At 62.4% G+C, this 17,593-nt stretch carries 14 protein-coding genes; 7 read left to right on the plus strand and 7 right to left on the minus strand.

Annotated features, from left to right (window positions below):
• The 6 genes from BM173_RS03915 to BM173_RS03940 form a co-directional block, all read left to right on the plus strand.
• The coding region (locus tag BM173_RS03915; RefSeq protein WP_218152620.1) for a VCBS domain-containing protein at positions 1-6,469 on the plus strand (6,469 nt) is incomplete at its 5' end.
• Positions 6,470-6,503: 34 nt separating this feature from the next.
• Entirely contained in the window at positions 6,504-7,214 is a 711-nt protein-coding gene (locus BM173_RS03920; RefSeq protein ID WP_245755745.1) for an OmpA family protein, read from the plus strand.
• Positions 7,215-7,229: 15 nt separating this feature from the next.
• Positions 7,230-8,633 (plus strand): TolC family protein, encoded by a 1,404-nt coding sequence (locus tag BM173_RS03925; protein ID WP_245755746.1) that lies wholly within the window; start codon positions 7,230-7,232, stop codon positions 8,631-8,633.
• Between the two features lie 23 nt (positions 8,634-8,656).
• Positions 8,657-10,801 carry a type I secretion system permease/ATPase gene (locus BM173_RS03930; protein WP_090477467.1) on the plus strand — a complete coding sequence of 715 codons (2,145 nt, stop codon included), beginning with the start codon at positions 8,657-8,659 and terminating at the stop codon, positions 10,799-10,801.
• A complete protein-coding gene (locus tag BM173_RS03935) occupies positions 10,798-11,814 on the plus strand; it encodes a cell wall hydrolase (RefSeq protein ID WP_245755747.1) in 1,017 nt (338 codons plus the stop codon). Before BM173_RS03930 ends, BM173_RS03935 begins: the two co-directional genes overlap by 4 nt.
• Positions 11,811-13,076, plus strand: coding sequence for an HlyD family type I secretion periplasmic adaptor subunit (locus BM173_RS03940; protein ID WP_090477469.1), 1,266 nt, complete (start codon positions 11,811-11,813; stop codon positions 13,074-13,076). Before BM173_RS03935 ends, BM173_RS03940 begins: the two co-directional genes overlap by 4 nt.
• 18 nt (positions 13,077-13,094) lie before the next feature.
• Here BM173_RS03940 and BM173_RS03945 read toward each other — a convergent pair whose 3' ends face one another.
• Complete coding sequence (locus BM173_RS03945) at positions 13,095-14,090, minus strand: transglutaminase-like cysteine peptidase (RefSeq protein WP_090477472.1); 996 nt, start codon at positions 14,088-14,090, stop codon at positions 13,095-13,097.
• A 138-nt stretch (positions 14,091-14,228) separates the two neighbouring features.
• Between BM173_RS03945 and BM173_RS03950 the strand changes: the two genes are divergently transcribed.
• Positions 14,229-14,771, plus strand: a complete 543-nt coding sequence (locus BM173_RS03950) for an acyloxyacyl hydrolase (RefSeq protein ID WP_090477475.1) — start codon at positions 14,229-14,231, stop codon at positions 14,769-14,771.
• A 12-nt stretch (positions 14,772-14,783) separates the two neighbouring features.
• On the opposite strand, the gene BM173_RS03955 is transcribed toward BM173_RS03950, so the two are convergent.
• The 6 genes from BM173_RS03955 to BM173_RS14845 form a co-directional block, all read right to left on the minus strand.
• On the minus strand, positions 14,784-15,089 hold the full coding sequence (locus tag BM173_RS03955; protein ID WP_090477477.1) for a hypothetical protein: 306 nt from the start codon (positions 15,087-15,089) through the stop codon (positions 14,784-14,786).
• 209 nt (positions 15,090-15,298) lie between these two features.
• On the minus strand, positions 15,299-15,676 hold the full coding sequence (gene rplL, locus BM173_RS03960; RefSeq protein WP_090477479.1) for a 50S ribosomal protein L7/L12: 378 nt from the start codon (positions 15,674-15,676) through the stop codon (positions 15,299-15,301).
• 78 nt (positions 15,677-15,754) lie between these two features.
• Complete coding sequence (gene rplJ, locus BM173_RS03965; RefSeq protein ID WP_090477480.1) at positions 15,755-16,270, minus strand: 50S ribosomal protein L10; 516 nt, start codon at positions 16,268-16,270, stop codon at positions 15,755-15,757.
• A gap of 278 nt (positions 16,271-16,548) precedes the next feature.
• Positions 16,549-16,776 (minus strand): helix-turn-helix domain-containing protein, encoded by a 228-nt coding sequence (locus BM173_RS03970; protein ID WP_090477482.1) that lies wholly within the window; start codon positions 16,774-16,776, stop codon positions 16,549-16,551.
• On the minus strand, positions 16,776-17,312 hold the full coding sequence (locus BM173_RS03975; RefSeq protein WP_090477484.1) for a DUF2975 domain-containing protein: 537 nt from the start codon (positions 17,310-17,312) through the stop codon (positions 16,776-16,778). Before BM173_RS03975 ends, BM173_RS03970 begins: the two co-directional genes overlap by 1 nt.
• A gap of 20 nt (positions 17,313-17,332) precedes the next feature.
• The gene (locus BM173_RS14845; RefSeq protein ID WP_281247523.1) at positions 17,333-17,461 is read right to left on the minus strand and encodes a hypothetical protein; all 129 of its coding nucleotides are present in this window, start codon (positions 17,459-17,461) and stop codon (positions 17,333-17,335) included.
• Positions 17,462-17,593: the final 132 nt, after the last annotated feature.

Consider the following 17,593-nt stretch of genomic DNA (forward strand, 5'->3'; position numbering starts at 1 on the left):
CAATGCGATTGCTGCGGGCGAATACGGCCCGGTTGGCGGCAATGTTCTTGCCAACGACACCGTCGGCGCGGACGATGCGGTTGTCACGTCCTTCACCGGTTCGGGCGGTTCGGGCGCTGCGGGCGAAACCGTGCAGGGCGCATACGGCACGCTGACGATCGCGGCTGACGGAACCTACAGCTACACCCGCGATGCGGGCACGCCCGGCGATGTCGAAGACAGCTTCGATTACCTGATCACGGACGGCGACGGCGATACGGCCACGGCCACGCTGATCATCGCGATCGCCGACAGCCCGGTCACGCTGGATCTTCCGGTTGCCGGCGAAGCGGGTACCGAAGTCGACGAGGCCGGTCTTCCGGCAGGTTCGGCTGCGGCGACCGATGGCGAGTTCACGAGCGGCACCTTCACCTATACCGCGCCAGATGGCCCGGCGGTGATCACCATCGGCGGCACTGCAGTGACCGCTGTCGGCCAGACCTTCACCGGTAGCTTCGGCACTCTGACCGTGACCTCGATCGCCGAAGGCGAGATCGGTTACACATACGAGCTGACCACCAATACCGACGGCGACGACACCTTCGACAGCTTCGAAGTGACCGTTACCGACCAGGACGGCGACACTGTCTCCGGCGATCTCGATATCGACATCGTCGACGATGTGCCCACCGCACGTCCCGACACGGACAGCGTGACCGAAGACGGTCCGCTCGCTGCCAGCGGCAACGTCATCACCGATGCGGAGGCCAATGGCGACAATGGCGCAGATACGCAGGGTGCGGACGGCGCCGAAGTGTCGGCCTTCTCGTTCGGCACCGATGCCGGCACGGTGGGCGCTCCGCTTGCCGGTCTGTACGGCACGCTGACGCTCAATGCGGATGGCAGCTACACCTACGAGCTCGATAATGCGAACCCGCTGGTCCAGGGCCTCGACTCCGACGACAGCCTGACCGAGGTGTTCGAATACACAATCACCGATGGCGACGGCGACAGCTCGCCGACGACGCTGACGATCACGATCAACGGCGCGGACGACATCGTGACAATCAACGGTCTCGACCTCAAGACGCCCGAAGAAATGGTCGACGAAGACGACCTGCCGGAAGGCTCGTCGCCCGATGCGAACGCGCTGGTGCAGGATGGCAGCTTCACGGTCGACAGCCCCGACGGGCTGAGCGTGCTGACGGTTGGCGGCACTGCGGTCTGGGGCAATGGCGAGACCTATCCGGTCTCGATCACCGGCGAGTTCGGCACGGCCCGGATCACCGATGTGACCGTGACCACCGACGCCAATGGCGATGTGGTCTCGGCAACCGTGTTCTACGAATACGAGCTGAGCGACAACACTCTGGAGCATGACGCTGCCGGCGAAGACGATGTCACCGACAGCTTCGAAGTGATCGCCACCGATACCGACGGCTCGCAGGACACTGCATCCCTCGACATCCAGGTCATCGACGATGTTCCCACCGCGGAAAATGATACGAATAGCGTCGTCGAAGGTCTTGGCAACTCGACTTCTGGCAATGTCTATGACGGCAACGGCGCGGGCGATAATGGCGACGAACTTGGCGCCGACACAGACGGCACTGCCGGTATCGAGGTCACCGGTGTACGCACCGGCGGCGAAGGCGATGCAGGTGCGCTAGTTGCTGTTGGTACGCAGGTAACGATCTCGGGCACCTATGGCGACCTAACGATCGAAGACGACGGCAGCTACACCTATACGCTGAAGACTGCCTCCATCCCTTCGAGCGTGACCAGCGAGACTTTCACCTACCAGATCACGGATGGTGACGGCGATACGGATCTGGCAGAGCTGGTCATCACGCTGAACCAGGATCCCAACGCTCCCGACATCACCGGCGATGCGCTGATGGTCTATGAAGACGGCCTTGCGGACGGCGTGCAGCATGGCGCCGACAGCGAAACGGCTGCAGGCAGCTTCAATGTCGTCACCAATGGCGAAGATGTCACTTTCACGCTCGAAGCGGACAACGGCAACACGCTGACCGATCCGTCGGTCGGCGACACGCTGATCACGAGCAAGGGTGTGGTCGAGATCACTTCGATCACCGATGATGGCAATGGCACCTTTACCTATGGCTACGAGTACACGCTTTCGGCGGCTCTGACCCATACGGGGCAGGGTGAGATCAACCCGCTGTCCGACACGATCGACATGAGCGTGACCGACGCAACGGGCGACAGCGATCTCACGCCAGGCCAGATCGTCATTTCGATCGTCGACGACATCCCTGTTGCAGAAGACAACGCCAACACGGTTTCGGAAGGTGCCAGCACCTCAGGAAACATCCTGACCGACGATGACGGTTTCGGTGTCGATGTGGCGGGTGCAGATGGCCTTGCGGGCATCCTCGGCGTAACCAGCGACGATACTGGCGACAGCGATAGCACGGGACCGTTCACGGTCACTTCTTCGCTTGGCACACTGACTATCCAGGCCAACGGGGACTACACTTACGATAGCTTCGCCAATTCGACGAACGCCGATACGACAGATACCTTCACGTATCAGATCATCGACGGTGACGGCGATGTGGCGGAAGCTCAGCTCGTTATCTCGATCGATAATGTAGCCGGAAACGTATCGGACAATGACGCGCTTGTTTTCGAGGCCGGCCTTGACGGAATCGGCAGCGCCGGCGGCACCGACAGCGAAACGGATGCAAACGGCCAAATCACTGTCACCGGTGCGAGCGGAACACTCACCTATTCCCTTACATCTAGCGCGACCGGTTCGTACGGCACGCTGACGCTCGACGCGGCAACCGGCGAGTATAGCTACACGCTGACCGCGCCGGTCGATGGCGACACGCTTTCGCCAGACCAGGGCGGTGATAATGGGGACAACACGGTCAACGCCAGCGTGGTCTCCGGCTTCGAAACCTTCACCTACCAGGTGGTCGACCAGGACAATAACGTCATCGGCACTGGCGAAATCCAAGTCAGCATCGTCGACGACGTTCCGACTGCGACCGATCAGACCTTGATCACCGTCGCTGAAGATGCGGCCGCTATCAGCGGCAATGTCATGACCGACGGCGTTGCCGATACGGAAGGCGCAGACGGAGCGACCGTTACCTCGATTACGGTGGGTTCCGATACCGTCGCGGTTCCGCAGGACGGCAGCAACGCGACGCTGACCAATGGGAATGGCACCTACACCATCGATATGGACGGCAACTGGACGTTCGATCCGGCTACGGGTCTGGATCAAACCAGCGGAGCGATCCTTGCCGACTTCACCTATACGCTGACCGACGGCGATGGCGACATGGACACGGCGACACAGCCGATCCGCATCGAAGACGGTGCAGCACCGGGCGATCCTGCAGGCCTTGACCTCAGTGTCGACGACCAGAACCTTGCTGACGGCAGCACCCCGGGCGGCGACGATTTCGACCAGGGCACGATCAATTTCGTTCCCGGATCCGATCCTTTTGCGACCATCGTCTTTGGCGATGTGGGCGATCTCGGCGGCGACCTCGACTGGGTACGTACTGGCGATTTCGAAATCGTGGGTTCGGATGCCGACGGTCCGGTAGTTACCCTCACTCTGGTAGTGAACGGTAATGACGCGACCGTGACGGCGACGCTCAACGACAATTATCTGGGCCATGCAGATGCCGGAGACGAGCTCGACGCGCTTGGCTTCGTCAATGTCGTGGCGACGGATCTCGACGGCGATGTGGCCTTGGGACGCGTCGATGTCAGTGTCTCGGACGATGTTCCACTGGCTGTCGATGATAGCAACACTGTTGTCGAAGGTGCGGGCAATTCGGCCAGCGGCAACGTTTACGACGGCACGACCGGCGGCGACAATGCCGATGCCATCAATGCCGACATTCCGACGGATGGCACCGAAGTCACAGGCGTGCGCAGCGGCGGCGAAGGCGACGTGGGCGCTCTGACGGTTGTCGACACCCAGGTTACGGTCTCGGGTGCCTATGGTGACCTGACGATCGAGGACGACGGCAGCTATACCTATACTCTCACCGCTGCATCGGTCCCCAATGGCGCTAGCGAGACCTTTACCTACCAGATCACCGATGCCGATGGCGACACGGACCTGGCGGAGCTGGTCATCAGCATCAGCCAGGATCCCAACGCTCCGAACCTTATCGGTGATCTTCGCGAGGTGTTTGAAGACGGGCTTGCCGACGGCACCCAGCATGGTCCCGACAGCGAGACTGCTGCTGGCGCATTCTCGATCCAGACCAACGGCGAAGACGTGACCTTCACGCTCGAAGCGGACAACGGCAACACGCTGACCGATCCGGAGATCGGTGACACGTTGACGACGAGCAAGGGTGTGATCGAGATCACCGACATCATCGACAATGGTATCGGCGTTTTCTCCTACCAGTACACCTACACGCTATCGGCTGCGCTGACGCATACGGGCCAGGGCGAGGTGAACCCGATCCTCGACACGATCACGACCACGATCACGGACGCGACGGGCGACAGCGATCCCACTCCGGGTTCGATCGTCATCTCGATCGTCGACGATGTGCCAACTGCACTCGATCCTGATGCGGCTTTCGTAACCAATACCGGCGGTTCGTCATCGGCACCGACGACGCTCGACCTGAGCGATCTCGATGTCGACGACAATTTCGGGGCCGATGGCGCTGGAGCAGTCATCTTCACCGCTGCTTCGATCACCGCACTCGAAGGACAGGGCCTGACTTCGGGCTTGGCGCCGCTCGAGTACTCGATCTCGGCAGATGGCACGGTCCTGACCGCGACGAAGTCGACCGACGACAGCCCTGTGTTCACCATCGCCCTCGAACCTACCGGCAATGACGACAACTATGTTGTCACCATGAGCCAGCCTCTGGATGCGGTCACCGATGTCGATTTCAACGACGGCGGTTACAACTTCGTGGGCGGTAACGGATCGTGGGCGGGCTTCAACCAGCCTGCGACCAACGACAGCCTCGACTTGCTCCTGACGCCGGTTAATGGCGGAACGGTCAACACAAACGCCAATGAAGGCGGCGTCGGCAGCGGTAACTCGGTCGGCGGCGGCGAAGCAATGCGCGTCGATTACGTGACCGATCTGTCTGGCGCTCCGGTGTCGGGTGGCGACTTCTACGCTGGCGACGATACGCAGAGTTTCGAAGGTCACCAGACCATCAACGGCGGCTCTGCATTCTTCACCAAGATCACGAGTTCGACGATCGTTACGATCGCGGCCTTCGATGATGATGATACCGGCACGCTCAAGGATGTCGGCGATGGTTCGCCGGATATCGTGACCAGCATCGCCATCAGCTACAACGGCGTCACGACAGTGATTGATAGCGACGGCACCTACGATGTCGGAGGTAACAACTACACCGTTACTTTCAACGGCGACGGGACTGTCAACGTTGCAAATGTAGTGACCGATACGCGGATCGCGGCCTTCACCAACGACGGCTATAACAGCATCGAATGGGGTCATGGAGGCGGCAACACCTTCAAGATCGGCGATTTCGGCGCAACGGTGACGACCGACGAGCCTGTCAACTTCACGGTGCCGATCTCGATCGAGGACGGTGATGGCGACATTGTCGATGCCGGCACGCTCGACATCACGGCGCTGCCTGCTGGGTCCGGCGCATCGTCGGCATCTTTCGCGACAACGGCCGAGTTCATGACCGAAGCCAGCCTGTTCGAAAGCGCCGAGAACGACAATGGCACCCTTACCGGCGGTAACGGTTTCGGATCCGGCGGTGCCAAAGGCGCCGAGTTGAAGACGCTTGAAATGACCACGATGACGGCAATCGCCAGCGGCTTCATGCTTGGTGACTACGGATCGTTCGAGCCTCTCGTTCTCGAGACCGGTGCCGACGCCTCGTTCACCAGCTTTGTTGCGGGTAGCTATGACCCTGCGCTCGACCTGGTGATCGGCACCAGCGAATTCGATGGTGCAATCGCACCCGAGCTCGAGTTCGAACTGGGCTCCAGTACCCTCGACTCATTCGACGCGAACATCCTGGGCAACGACGTGGCACTTAGCGATGCTGCCCCGATCTTCCCCTTCGAAGGTTCGGAGATGGGTATCGACTACGCTGCATTCGGCGCACCTAATGAAGGAACTTTCGCTTCGAATGACGCAGTTGGCGGGCTCGACATAGCCACCGGCGATGCGAGCGCCGCGATGGAAGCCCTGCTGCTCATCGAAGCGCCGGAAATCACCAATGCAAATGGCGCGCTGGATGCCAAGCTGGCTATCGGTGAAGCGATCGAAGACATCGCTGCAGAAGCCAGCGTTGACGCACTGGTTACGCATTTCGCGGTTGAAAGCGGCATAGAGGGCGACGGCTTGCAGTCGATCGTCCCGACCGAAGGGTTGCTCGACACGATGGTCCAGCCGGGCCTCGCTCAATCGCTGGCAAACGGCTTGACGGTCGACCAGCTCGATGATGCCGCCCTTGCCGGGACGGCAGCATGATAACTCAGGAAACTCTGCAACAGGGGAACTTGCAATGAAGAAAATAACAGCGGTATTCACGCTGGCAGGAGCTGCGGTCGGGCTGACGCCCTCCGCGGCTTTCGCGCAGGATGACCTGATGGCGCTCGGCATGGACGAGCTCCGCTCCGAAGTGCAGCGGCGCTACGACGCAGGTCTGGCGATGACGAACGACTCTTCGGTCGTGTCCGCCAACGACCCGCGCTACATCTGGGCCAGCGAAACCAAGGCCCAGTGCGGCATCGCTCTCGGCTATCTCAAGTCCAGCACGCGCGACGAGGTAAGCCTGTCGCGATGCGCTCTGGCTTACGACATGATGCAGCGTGCCCCGCGCCCGCGCGTCGAACCGGCACCGCTGCCGACGCCCGAACCGGCGCCGGAAGTGTGCAACCGCGAAGCACCGGGCCTGATCTTCTTCGAGTTCGATTCCGCCACCCCGCAGCAGGATGCCGTCGAGACCGTCCAGTACGTCGTCGAGAATGCACCCGCCTGCGACTGGAACAGCTTCACCGTGATCGGCCATACCGATCGCGCCGGTAGCAACGCCTACAACGAAGGTCTTTCGCAGCGCCGCGCCGAAGCGGTGGCGAACCTGATGGCAAGCCGCGGTATTCCGGCTTCCAGCATCACGACCCAGGCACAGGGCGAGGAATCGCCGCGTGTGCCGACTGCCGATGGCGTGCGCGAGTTGCAGAACCGCCGCGTCGAAATCCAGGTCAGCGAATAAGAGGGGGGACGAATAATGCGTACGACAACCCTAGCAATGACCGCAGCGCTCCTGCTTGCAGGCGCAGCTCCGGCAGCCATGGCGCAGGATGCTGCGACCGAAGCCGTCACCATGCAGGAGGCGATCACGATTGCGATGCAGTCGAACCCGCAAATCCTGCAGGCGCAATACAACAAGGAGGCGATCGAGTTCGAACGCCGACAGGCGCAGGGCCTGTTTCTGCCGCGTGTGAACATCGAGGCGAGTGCGGGTATCCGCCGGCTTGAGAACAACACACGCCGCACGCTCGGCATTTCTGACGAAGAGCTTTATCCGCTCGAAGCCGGGATCACCGGCGAATGGACCGTATTCGACTTCGGTCGCCGTCGCGGAGAGCTTCTGCGCCAGGCAGCCCGTGTCGACGGGGCCTCGCTGCGGGTGCTTGAACGCTCCGAGTTCATCGCCCTACAGATCGCTCGCCAGTACCTCGACGTCCTGCTCCAGCAGCGCGTCGTTGCTGCTGCGCGCGACAACGCAGCATTCCACCAGTCGCTGGTGACCGACCTTTCTCGCGGTGTCGACGAAGGTTCGATCTCGATTGCCGACCAGCAACAAGCGGAAGAGCGTCTCCAGTCGGCCCTGGTCCGTAGCGAAGAGGCGAGCCTCGAGCTCGAAAATGCCTATATCTCGCTGCGCCGCCTCACCGGCCTCGATGTCTCGTCGGCAACTCTGCCGCCGAACCTTGCCAGCGCGATGCCGCCGGATCTGCCCAGCGCGATCGGTCTTGCGCGGATCAACAACCCTCTGGTGCGTGAAGCCCAGGCCGACGTGGATGCCGCCAATGCTCTCGTAGATTCGGCAGAGGGCGATTTGTGGCCGACCATCGGTCTCGAAGCCCGTGGCCGTGTCGGTGAAGACATCGACGGTTTCCGAGGCGAAACGAACGACATCCAGGCCCGCGTCGTGCTGCGCTGGAATGTGTTCGACGGCGGGATCAACCGTGCCAAGCTGCAGGAAAACGTTCGGCAGGCAAGCCTTGCCCGCTATGCGCTGCATGACCGTCAGCGCGAAGCGGAAGAAGACGTCCGCCTTGCATGGCAGCAGCTGTATACGCAGCGGCGCGTGACCGAACAGCTCGCACGCCAGAGCCAGGTAAGCGATGACCTGCTGCTGTCGTATCGCAGCCAGTTCAACATCGGCCGTCGTTCGCTGCTCGATGTGCTCGATGCGCAGAATACTAGGTTTAACACCCAGGTACGTCTCGAAACGGCACGCTTCTCGCAATTGTTTGCGCAGTACCAGACGTTAGCTGCTACAAACCAGTTTCTAGATGCGCTGAGCATTGCACCGGGAGCCGGTGCGATGGAGCAGGAACGCCAGCGGTTCGACTACGGTCCGCCGGTAGAGGCCGAGCTGCAAAGGCGCGTCGACGGAGATTGACACGCTAAGGGCTCGTGGAGGCCATGGAACAAACGGTTTCAGAACAGATCGACGGGCGGGTCCTTGATCCGCTCGTCGAGTGCGTTGCGGAAGGGTCCCGTCGTTACGGGCTTCCCTTCGCACGCGATCTGTTGGCGCAGCTGCCGCGCAACCGGGACGGTTTGCTACCCCTCCACCAGGCTGCGGCCGCGCTCGAACTTGCCGGCCTGAACTACGATATCGAGAAGCGGCGCAAGCTACCGTCGACTGCCAAGGATCTCCCCGCCATCGTCGCGCTGGGCGAGCGGCAGTATGTCCTCCTGCTCGACATGCAAGGCGACGAACTCCTCGTCTGGCGCCCTGAGTCCGGCAGTGAAATCTGGGAAGCGCGTGACGGTATCGCGGAAGCTTTTGCAGGAACGCTCATCCCGATCCACGGCGATCCGGACAAGATGCGCACCGACGAGGCGCCATGGCACGCCAAGGCGCGCCAGCACTGGTTTTGGGGCGAACTGCGCCGGGAGCGTCGGTCGTTCATGCCGGTCTTGCTGGCCTCGCTGCTGATCAACCTGCTCGCCGTCGCGCTGCCGATCTTCACGATGAACGTCTACGACCGTGTCATCCCGAACCAGGCGCAGGAAACGCTCTGGGTTCTGGGTACGGGTGTGGTCCTGGCCTTCGTGCTCGAATTTGCCTTGCGCCGCGCACGCACTTCGATCGTCGATGAAATCGCGCAGCGGCTGGACCTCAAGCTCAGCCAGAAGATTTTTTCGCGCCTGCTTGCCGTTCCCCTGTCGGAACGCAAGGGACATACCGGCTCACTCGCCGCACGGGTGGCGGAATACGCCGTGGTGCGCGATTTCTTCGCCTCGACTTCGGTCGTTCTGGTGGTCGATGTCGCGTTCCTCCTCGTTTTCGTAGGGGTCATCGCAATCATTGCCGGCTGGCTCGCACTTGTGCCGCTGACGATCATCGCCGCGATGATGATCGCCGGATATGTTCTCCAGAAGAAGGTTGTCGAGGCATCGCAGGATGCGCAGGCCGATTACGGTCTGCAGCAGACCCTGCTGGTCGAATCGCTGACCGGTGCCGAAACGCTCAAGGCGATGGGCGGCGAGGGCGGCATGCTGTCGCGCTGGCACCAGTTGGCCGAAATCGGCGGACATTCCCAACTGCGCCTGCGGTCGATCAACTCGCTGGCAGTGGGCCTAGCCCAGGTTTTCCAGCAGGTTTCGACGGTGTCGCTGATCATCGGCGGCTACTACCTTTTCGCTTCTGGCCAGATCACCATGGGCGCGATCATTGCCATCGTGATGCTGGCCTCGCGCTCGCTTGCGCCCGCCGGGCAAATCGCCTTCCTGCTGACGCGAGGGCGGCAGGCCCAGGAAACGCTCGGCAGTATCGAGCGCCTGTTCGAGGGTGAGGACGAGCGTCGCCTCGGCGCCAGCGTGGCACCGGCAGCAATCCGCAATCCGCGCATCGAATTTCACAATGCCGAGTTTGCCTATGACGAGAATGCGCAGTCCGCGCTCTCCGGCCTCAACCTGACGATCGAACCGGGCGAGCGCGTGGCGCTGGTCGGACGGGTCGCATCGGGCAAATCCACCTTGGGCCGCCTGCTGTGCGGCCTCTACCGGCCGACCGGCGGCGCCATGCTGGTGAACGGTATCGACGTGCACCAGTATCGTCCGCAGCAATTGCGCGACGCGCTCGGCTTCGTTGGGCAGGACGCAGCGCTGTTTTCGGGCTCCGTGCGTGACAATCTGACGCTGGGCCGGATGGGAATTTCCGAAGAAGACTTGCAGGCAGCGATGCGCGCAACGGGCGCAGACTTCTTCCTGTCGCGTGACAGCGGCGGTTTCGACCGTGCGGTCGGCGAAGATGGCAGGCAGCTTTCGGGCGGCCAGCGTAGTTTCCTTGCGCTTACCCGCGCCATGGTCGCCCCGCGCGAGCTGTTGTTCCTGGACGAGCCGACGGGCGCGATGGACAGCGATACGGAGAAGATGTTCGTCGACCGTCTCGGCAATTCGCTCGACGCAAAACAGACGCTCGTCATCGCGACCCACCGCCCGGCACTGTTTTCGATCTGCGACCGCTTGATCGTCCTGGATCGCGGCCGCGTGGCGGCAGACGGTCCGGTGGCCGAAGTCTTGGCCAAGGCTGGCGCAGCGAAGGGAGCAGCATCATGACCGCTGCAACGGTTACCCGCGCCCGCCGTTTCGGCGCGCTTGCATTCCTTGCGCTGGCCAGCCTGCTTGTTGGCACGTCGTCCCTGCTGGCGCCTGCAAATTCGGCCCGGGCGATGGCGAAGCTCGCCCCGTCGCTACAGCGCGATATCTCGGAAATGACGACGGGCACGGTCGAGATCGACCAATTGGGCACGGCCCAGATCGTCGATGCGCAGAGCCGCAATCTCGCCATTCCCAAAATGAAGGCGCGGCTGGAAACTGCGCGCGGTTTCGCCGGCATTCCGCTGGGATCCGCATCCTACAAGACGGCCAACCAGTGCCTCGCGCAGGCTGTCTATTACGAGGCAGCTCTCGAACCGGAGAAGGGCCAGCGTGCCGTTGCCCAGGTGGTGTTGAACCGCGTCCGGCATCCGGCCTATCCAAACACCGTCTGCGGTGTCGTCTACCAGGGCTACAACCGGCCTGTGTGCCAGTTCAGCTTTACATGCGACGGCGCCTTGATGCGTACGCCGCAGGCAAATCTTTGGAAGCAGGCCAAGGCGGTGGCGAAAGACGCACTGGCCGGACACGTTGTGGCCGACGTCGGCACTGCAACGCACTACCACGCCGATTACGTGGTGCCGAAATGGGCCTACACGCTGGGCAAGATCACCCAGATCGGCCGCCATATCTTTTACCGCTTCCCCGGGTCGCCGGGGCGAGCCGCGAGCTTCTATCGCGGCTGGGGCGGTAGCGAGTTTCTCCCGCAGGTGGATTTCAACCGGTTCCGCTTTGCCGCACAGGCGGAAGAGCATACCGTGATCGAAGAGACTTTTACGCCCGGGCTGACCGTGGCGCCTGACGTGAAGGACCGCCATGCCGCAGCCGATGTCGGCGGACGTATCGACACGACGAAAACATGGCGGCTGTCCATCCCCGACCCGGTCGCCGCCAGCGCCGGTTATCGCTCGACCTTGAGCGAGCAGGGCGAGGCTGTTCACGAAGAGACCGGTTCCGAAGGAGCGACGCCATGAGGCTGGGCGCAAGCTGGCGTACGATGCCCGCCGCACAACGCCTGATAGTCATTGCAGCTGTCGGCATCGCGCTCCTGTTTGCCTGGGCCGCGTTTGCGCAGGTCGATCAGATCACGCGTGGGACCGGGAAGGTCATCCCGTCGAGCAAGGCGCAGCTGGTCCAGCCTGCAGAGCCTGCGGTGGTGTCGGAAATCCTCGTGCGCAACGGACAGAGCGTCAAGAAAGGCGATTTGCTGGTTCGCCTCGACGATACGCAGTCGTCTGCTGCCCTCGGCGAGCTCCAGACGGAGAACGAACGCCTTGCCGCCCGCGCACAGCGCCTGGATTCAGAGGCATCGGGAGGTCAGATCGGATGCGAGCCGGGAACGCCATGCGCAGAAGAAGCGCGGCTTGCACAGGCGCGGCGGGCAACCGCGCGTGCGCGGGAAAGCTCACTGGCTTCGGCAGTGGAACAGCGCCGCCGCGATTTGTCGGAAGCGCAAGCGACCGCGCAAAGCCTCGAAAGCAGCCTTCGCCTTGCGCGCGAGCAGGTCGAAATGCTGCGCCCGCTCGCAGCACAGAACATCGTTCCGCAGACCGACCTGCTGACGGCGCAGCGTGAGGTCGTCGACCTGCAGGGCCGGCTCGCGGCCGCTCGGCAGGCTGCAGGCAGGGCTTCGGCTGCCATCAGCCAGGCGCAAGCCGATCTCAGCCAGGCGCGTGCCGACTTCCGGCAGCAGGCCCTGGCCGAGCGCAGCGAAGTCGCGACACGCATCGCGGTCAATGAAGAGAGCATTCGCGGCGCCTCTGCACGGCGCGACCGCAACGAACTACGTGCCCCGTCGGACGGCATCGTCAACGATTTGCAGGTCACGACGCAGGGAGGCTTCGTGGGTGCGGGCGAACAGATCATGCAGATCGTGCCGGTAGGCGACAAACTGCTCATCGAAGCGCGCATCTCGCCAAGCGACCGCGCATTTGTGAAGGTCGGCGACGATGCGAACGTGAAGGTCACCGCCTACGACTTCTCGATCTATGGGGGCATCAAGGGCCGCGTCGCGCAGGTCAGCGCGGACAGCATCTTCGACGAGGTCGAGCGCGAAGCCTATTATGCGGTGGTGATCGAAACGGATCGCGCCTTTATCGAGAAGGGCGGCGTCCGCCTACCGATTGTGCCGGGCATGATCTGCGATGTCGAAATCCTGACAGCGCGCCGCAGCGTCTTGTCCTATCTGTTCAAGCCGGTGAACCGCGCTTTCGACAGGGCGATGACCGAGCGCTGAGCGCGCTCCGCGATGATCTCAGTATCCGTGTAGCCAGCTCTGCTTGGCGCCAAGACTCATGACCGGGCGATACCCGTGGTCGGCGCGGGCATCGAGCGGGGCGTCGCCAACATTATCGAGCATGAGATAGCCTGCATCGGTCTTGACCAGCAGCACGGCGTGATCGCGGCGACGAATGAGATCACGAGCCAGCGTCAGGATCATGTCGTCGCGCGAAATGCCGGCAGCGGCGAGCAATTCCATCTTGAGGAGCGCGAAATCCTCGCAATCACCCTTTCCAAGGCGCAGCGTGGTTCCGGCGTCGGCCCAATAGTCGGCGCGACCGAACAGGTCGCGGTCTTCGGCATGGGTAATGCTGCGATTGACCCAGCGGTTGACCGAGGCGACCAGCGCGTTCTGGTCGACACGCGGCGCGCCGATAGCGGCGAGCGTCGGGCCAAGGTTGGTGCGTGTACGGCTGACACGGGCAAAGGCGCTGTCGAAGCTTGTCGAGCCGACCGGAACCAGCTTGCTTCCAAGTATGCGGTCTGCGCCGCCACCAACCACCGGGGCGGCTGCCATCGGCGGTTGGGCGGTGCGACGCGGAATGAAGGACAATGGCTGGACCGGATCGAACACGGCACGCGCAGCGAAGGGACTCGACACGCCGCAGCCTGCCTGCCTCGCCGGTGCCGGGCCGGCAGCCGGTTCGAGCGGCTTGGCCGAAGAGCCCGCAAACAACGGATGGTCTTCCTGGCCTTCCTGCTGTGCGCGAATGGCGTCGAGAGCGCTCGCCTGGCCGAGGATGGCCGCCGTCTTGCTCTGCCGCGAAAGTGTCGCGCCCGATCGTGCCGCAGCGCCGGGCTGGACCGCGTCGCAATCGGCTGCACCGGCGACGCCGGGAGCAGCTGCGAGGAGGACCTGCGGGCTGGCCGCCTGCGCAGGGATCGCCAGCACTGCCGCGAGACCCGCGCCAGCGAGGGCGAGGGTTATGCCGGATCGTGAACGGCGGGGCAGGGTGGGCGCATTGACCATGCCCTTCCAGCTAAAGCGTCGCCGTCAAGACGAGGTTTCGCAGTCTGGTTAACGCCGCGCAAACGTTTCTGGCGCTTCAGCCAGCGGAAAGGCTCCACCTTCTAGCTTCGCGCTATTCCTGACCATTGAGGACTTGCGATGCGCCTTCGAATAACGGCCCTGCTGGCCGCGACCCTTGCTTTCGGCCTTCCGGCAACTGCTCATGCCGACGAGGTTTATGGCGGCGTCTATGCTCATGGCGTCGATACGCCGTTCACATTCGACACGGGCGAGGGCGGGGCGGACCTGCAGGTCGGATATCGCTTCGATCCGATCGCGGGTTTGGAGAGCCTCGGCGGTCCGCAGCCTTATGTGTTCGGTTCGGTCAATTCAGACGGCGACACGAATTTCGCCGGCGTCGGCGTGAGCTGGAAGGCGGAGGTCGGCAAGCTCTACCTGCGTCCCGGCGTGGGCCTCGTGATCCATGACGCACCCGATCTGCGGGTCGATCCCGCAACCGGGATGCGAACCGATCTCGGTAGCCGCGTCCTGTTTGAACCGGAGCTCGCGATCGGTGTGGACCTCGACCCGCGCTGGTCTATCGAGGTCAGCTGGGTCCACATCAGCAATGCGCGCCTGTTCAATTCCGAACAGAACCCCGGCATCGACACCGTGGGGCTGAGGCTGAATTACCGGATGTAGTTTCCTCGGCGATCAGGTCCGGCGACGACGCTGACGTGGTTGCGAGCCGTAGCTGAAATACATCGAGGATCGCGACCGCAGCTTGCGCCCGGAAAGGACTTCGAAAAGACGGCGTAGCCAGCGCACCGCCGCGGCGGAGAGACTTGCGGCGAGCGTAAACGCGTCCACGACGAGCAGGACGGGGAGCGCCAGCATCGCCGGCAGCCTCTTGCGAATGATGCGCGCCGAAACCGAGTCGGGCGCAAACCTGACCAGAACCGCGGAGACGACAAAGCACAGCGCGCCATACAGCGCGAAAAAACCAATCAAATCTATCATGTAAACGACCCTTGTGGGAGGGCGCCATTAAGGGGGCAGTGTCCGCGAGGCAAGACCAATCGCTATCTTTTTCGGACCCTATTTTCGAGGGGTGAGGCAAGCGCCCCCGCAAGAGGGATTCCCGGCGATCAAGAATGGTGACGGGCGCAAAAAAGGGCGGCGCCTTGCGGCACCGCCCTTCTTCAAAATCAGCGAAAGCTGAACGAAGCTTACTTGAGCTCGACGGTACCGCCGGCTGCTTCGATCTTGCCCTTGATTTCTTCGGCTTCAGCCTTGTTGACGCCTTCCTTGAGCGCCTTGGGAGCGCCTTCGACAAGAGCCTTGGCTTCGGTAAGGCCGAGACCGGTGATGGCGCGGACTTCCTTGATGACCTGGATCTTCTTGCCACCGTCGCCGGTGAGGACGACGTCGAATTCGTCCTTTTCTTCAGCAGCGGCACCTGCGTCACCGCCGCCGGCGGGGCCAGCAACAGCAACAGCAGCAGCGGCGCTTACGCCCCACTCTTCTTCAAGTGCCTTGGCAAGCTCAGCGGCTTCCATGACAGTCAGCTTCGACAGTTCTTCAACAAGCTTGGCGATATCAGCCATGATGTTTCACTCCAATAAATAGGCCGGGGCGGATGATTGGTTTGCCCCGATGAATAAGTCGCGTTTGCGAGAGGTCTCTTACGCCGCTTCCTTGGCGCCATAGGCACCGAAGACGCGTGCGAGCATCGAAACGGGTTCCTTGACCGTGCGGACAACCTTGGTTGCCGGCGCGTTGAGGAGGCCCACGATCGTGCCACGCAGTTCGTCGAGGCTCGGCATCGAGGCGAGTGCCTTGACCCCGGCTTCGTCGAGCGCAACCGCTCCCATGGAACCGCCGACGATTTCGAGCTTCTCGTTCGTCTTGGCGAAATCCACTGCCACCTTGGCAGCTGCAACCGGGTCTTCGCTGTAAGCGAGGGCGGTCGGGCCGGTCAGGTGGTCGGCGATACCGGTGTAATCGGTACCGTCGAGAGCGAGCTTGGCGAGACGGTTCTTCGCAACCTGGTAGGACGCACCGGCTTCACGCATCTTCGTACGCAATTCGGTCGACTGTGCGACCGTAAGGCCCAGGTTGCGGGTCACGACGACCACGCCAGCCTGGTTGAAGACTTCGTTGAGCTGGGCGACCGCATCGGCTTTCTGCGAACGATCCATGCCATACTCCTTCACTATGACCCCGCCGGATGGCTCCGCCGGGATCGGCTACGTTTGTCCATGCTGTCGAAACAACACGGGCGAGTCCGTTGATGGGGGAAGGAGTGCGCCATCTGGCGCGAAACGGCGGGCATCAAGCCTGCCGGAAAATCTCTTTTCCCCGTCTAGGCTGGAAATTAAGACCGGCAAATCCCGGTCACCAACTGTCTCGGACGGATGAGGGCGAATACAAAGAGACCCGCCTTCGCGGCGGGCCTCTAAGGATTTCGTGGGCTGAGTCAAGCATTCTCGTAGGAAAGCAGGTCGCCCGGCTGGCAATCGAGTTCCCGGCAAATGGCCGCCAGCGTCGAGAAACGGATCGCCTTGGCCTTGCCGGTCTTGAGGATGGAGAGGTTGGCGAGGGTCAGGCCGACGCGTTCCGCCAGTTCGGTCAGCGTCATGCGGCGTTCGTGCAGGAGGTCGTCGAGTTTGACCATGATGGTGGCTCCTTCGTCTTCGGCTGGCATCACACGGTCCCTTCGAGATCTTCGCGCATGGCGGCGCCGTGGCGGAATACGCGGGCAAGGATGAAGAGCACCAGGGCAATCAAGAGGCCGGTGATCGAAAGTTCGACATCGACCGTGAAGGTGTCCTGCTTCACCTGCTGTGCGATGAAGACGGCGAGGGCGCTGGCAGGCAGCTTGAGCAGTTCGATCGACACGGCCAGCCAGCCCATCGTGCGCAGGCGATCGGCGTTTTCGAGAATGAAGGGATCGCCCTCTCCGACCGAGCCGATGATCCGGCGAAGGATGCGCAGGAAGAAGAAGCCGATCGCGACCATGATCGCGCCCATGAACAGGACCACGGCGATAGTGGCGGCCACAGTGCCTGCTGCCACGGTGGCCGTCGGAAGCATCTCGTCGACGATATGCGCCTGGCTCATCAGGACGATCGGGATGGCAACCAGCAGGGCCAGGAATGCCACGCCGAGCAAGAACTGGGCGATCAGGGTGACGATGCGCGCTGCCTTGAGCAGGCCGTCATTGGGAAGGGTCTGTGTCATGGCTCTATCCTAAATCGGGTTCAGGCGATGGCCGGGGCGACCATTACGGTCGTTTCGGCAAGCGGTACGGCAGTGATTGCCTGCAGCGACAGGACCGTGATCACGATGGCGGCGGACACTGCGGCGAGGTGGTTGGTGAAACGGGTCATTTATCGAACTCCTTGATCGTCAATATCGATAATCAATAAGGCGAGTCGCGTTTATTGTCAATCGATAATATCGAAAAACGATATGTGCCGGGTCCGGCTAGTTGTGCGGGCGACGAAGGTGGCACCCTGTCG

The organism is Qipengyuania nanhaisediminis, from assembly GCF_900115585.1.
Taxonomy (GTDB): Bacteria; Pseudomonadota; Alphaproteobacteria; order Sphingomonadales; family Sphingomonadaceae; genus Qipengyuania; species Qipengyuania nanhaisediminis.

Coding starts and splice junctions, on each gene's coding strand:
- BM173_RS03920 (WP_245755745.1), top strand. CDS start 6,504: ATGAAGAAAATAACAGCGGTATTCACGCTGGCAGGAGCTGCGGTCGGG.
- BM173_RS03925 (WP_245755746.1), top strand. CDS start 7,230: ATGCGTACGACAACCCTAGCAATGACCGCAGCGCTCCTGCTTGCAGGC.
- BM173_RS03930 (WP_090477467.1), top strand. CDS start 8,657: ATGGAACAAACGGTTTCAGAACAGATCGACGGGCGGGTCCTTGATCCG.
- BM173_RS03935 (WP_245755747.1), top strand. CDS start 10,798: ATGACCGCTGCAACGGTTACCCGCGCCCGCCGTTTCGGCGCGCTTGCA.
- BM173_RS03940 (WP_090477469.1), top strand. CDS start 11,811: ATGAGGCTGGGCGCAAGCTGGCGTACGATGCCCGCCGCACAACGCCTG.
- BM173_RS03945 (WP_090477472.1), bottom strand. CDS start 14,090: ATGGTCAATGCGCCCACCCTGCCCCGCCGTTCACGATCCGGCATAACC.
- BM173_RS03950 (WP_090477475.1), top strand. CDS start 14,229: ATGCGCCTTCGAATAACGGCCCTGCTGGCCGCGACCCTTGCTTTCGGC.
- BM173_RS03955 (WP_090477477.1), bottom strand. CDS start 15,089: ATGATAGATTTGATTGGTTTTTTCGCGCTGTATGGCGCGCTGTGCTTT.
- rplL (WP_090477479.1), bottom strand. CDS start 15,676: ATGGCTGATATCGCCAAGCTTGTTGAAGAACTGTCGAAGCTGACTGTC.
- rplJ (WP_090477480.1), bottom strand. CDS start 16,270: ATGGATCGTTCGCAGAAAGCCGATGCGGTCGCCCAGCTCAACGAAGTC.
- BM173_RS03970 (WP_090477482.1), bottom strand. CDS start 16,776: ATGCCAGCCGAAGACGAAGGAGCCACCATCATGGTCAAACTCGACGAC.
- BM173_RS03975 (WP_090477484.1), bottom strand. CDS start 17,312: ATGACACAGACCCTTCCCAATGACGGCCTGCTCAAGGCAGCGCGCATC.
- BM173_RS14845 (WP_281247523.1), bottom strand. CDS start 17,461: ATGACCCGTTTCACCAACCACCTCGCCGCAGTGTCCGCCGCCATCGTG.